The following is a 2,277-nucleotide window of genomic DNA, read 5'->3' as shown; positions in this document are numbered from 1 at the left end:
CGTGTTCCGTTTTTGGGGGCCTTGGGCCCCCAAACCCCCCCTGGGGCGATCGCCTCGGGGCCCCCCCCCCCCCCCGCTCCCCCCCGCCGCCGCCCCCCCCCCGGGGGGCCCGGCGACGTCTATATGCGGACATCCCGGCGTCGCGTGCCCGGCATCCCCTTGACGAGCGGATCGTCGCGCTCTACGTTTCTTCCATAAAGCAAAACATTAATTCCATAATGCGGAATTAAAGCCTTCCGGCTCTTCGCCGGAGCATGCCCCTGACAGGTCGACGCAGGAGTACCCGATGCCTCGAATGACAGCCGCCGCAGCGGCAGTGGAGATCCTCAAGCGTGAGGGCGTGACGAACGCGTTCGGAGTGCCGGGCGCCGCGATCAACCCCTTCTACAAGGCCCTCAAGACCGTGGGCGGGATCGACCACACGCTCGCCCGGCACGTCGAGGGCGCGTCCCACATGGCCGAGGGCTACACCCGGAGCAACGCGGGCAACATCGGTGTCTGCATCGGCACGTCCGGCCCGGCCGGCACCGACATGATCACCGGCCTCTACTCGGCGATCGGTGACTCCATCCCGATCCTGTGCATCACCGGCCAGGCGCCGACCCACCTGCTCCACAAGGAGGACTTCCAGGCCGTCGACATCGCCTCGATCGCCAAGCCGGTCACCAAGGCCGCGACCACCGTCCTGGAGGCCGCCCAGGTCCCCGGCGTCTTCCAGCAGGCCTTCCACCTGATGCGCTCCGGCCGCCCCGGCCCGGTCCTCATCGACCTGCCGATCGACGTCCAGCAGACCGAGATCGAGTTCGACCCGGAGACGTACGAGCCGCTGCCGGTCTACAAGCCGTCCGCGACCCGCGCTCAGATCGAGAAGGCGATCTCGTTCCTGGTCGAGTCCGAGCGCCCGCTGATCGTCGCCGGCGGCGGCATCATCAACGCGGACGCCTCCGACCTGCTGGTCGAGTTCGCCGAGATCACCAACACCCCGGTCGTGCCGACCCTGATGGGCTGGGGCACCATCCCCGACGACCACGACCTGAACGCGGGCATGGTCGGCCAGCAGACCGGCCACCGCTACGGCAACGCGACATTCCTGGAGTCGGACTTCGTCCTCGGTATCGGCAACCGCTGGGCCAACCGTCACACCGGCTACAAGCTGGACGTCTACACCCAGGGCCGCAAGTTCGTCCACGTCGACATCGAGCCCACCCAGATCGGCAAGATCTTCGCGCCCGACTACGGGATCGCGTCGGACGCCAAGGTCGCTCTGGAGCTGTTCGTCGAGGTCGCCAAGGAGCTCAAGGCCGCGGGCAAGCTCCCCGACCGCTCCGAGTGGGTCGCGTCCCACCTGAAGCGCAAGGAAACGCTGCAGCGCCGCACGCACTTCGACAACGTCCCGATGAAGCCGCAGCGCGTCTACGAGGAGATGAACAAGGCCTTCGGCCCCGAGACGCGGTATGTGACGACGATCGGCCTCTCGCAGATCGCCGGCGCGCAGATGCTGCACGTCTACAAGCCGCGCCACTGGATCAACTGCGGCCAGGCGGGCCCGCTCGGCTGGACCATCCCGGCCGCGCTCGGCGCCGCGAAGGCGGACCCGGAGACCCCGATCGTCGCGCTCTCCGGTGACTACGACTTCCAGTTCATGATCGAGGAGCTGGCGGTCGGTGCGCAGCACCGCATCCCGTACGTCCATGTCCTGGTGAACAACGCCTACCTGGGCCTGATCCGTCAGGCGCAGATCGGCCTGGACATCAACTTCCAGGTCAACCTGGAGTTCGAGAACCAGAACTCCCCGGAGCTGGGCGTCTACGGCGTCGACCACGTCAAGGTCGCCGAGGGCCTGGGCTGCAAGGCGATCCGCGTCACCGAGCCCGACGAGCTCCTGCCGGCCTTCGAGCAGGCCAAGAAGCTCGCGGCCGAGCACCGGGTGCCGGTGGTCGTCGAGGCGATCCTGGAGCGCATCACGAACATCTCGATGAGCCCGACCGCGGACATCAGCGCGGTCAAGGAGTTCGAGGAGATCGCGACGGAGCCGGGCCACGCGCCCACGGCGATCCGGCCGCTGAAGGTCTGATTCGCAGCCGGTCGGCATGGTGTGCCGGGCGCGGCTTGACCGCCGCGCCCGGCATCGCCACCATCCCGTAGAACAGAAACGAAAATCCGCTATCCGGAAGGGGTGTCGGCCTCATGGGTTTCACGGACACACGCTTCAACGTCAATCTGTCGATCCTGTTCACCGAGCTTCCGTTGCTGGAGCGGCCGGCGGCCGCGCGGGCG

Annotated in this window: 1 protein-coding gene and 1 pseudogene; both read left to right on the top strand. The window is 67.7% G+C overall.

The window, feature by feature from the left end:
• Positions 1-286: 286 nt before the first annotated feature.
• On the top strand, positions 287-2,074 hold the full coding sequence (gcl, locus tag AB0I10_RS40970) for a glyoxylate carboligase (RefSeq protein ID WP_363157827.1): 1,788 nt from the start codon (positions 287-289) through the stop codon (positions 2,072-2,074).
• Between the two features lie 113 nt (positions 2,075-2,187).
• Positions 2,188-2,277 (top strand): annotated as a pseudogene (locus AB0I10_RS40965) (hydroxypyruvate isomerase); the annotation flags it as partial.

Origin of the sequence: Streptomyces sp. NPDC050636 (genome assembly GCF_040654775.1) — a bacterium.
GTDB lineage: Bacteria > Actinomycetota > Actinomycetes > Streptomycetales > Streptomycetaceae > Streptomyces.
Note: the sequence above shows the minus strand (reverse complement) of the source record. Positions and strands in the feature narration are given on the sequence as shown.

Coding starts and splice junctions, on each gene's coding strand:
- gcl (WP_363157827.1), top strand. CDS start 287: ATGCCTCGAATGACAGCCGCCGCAGCGGCAGTGGAGATCCTCAAGCGT.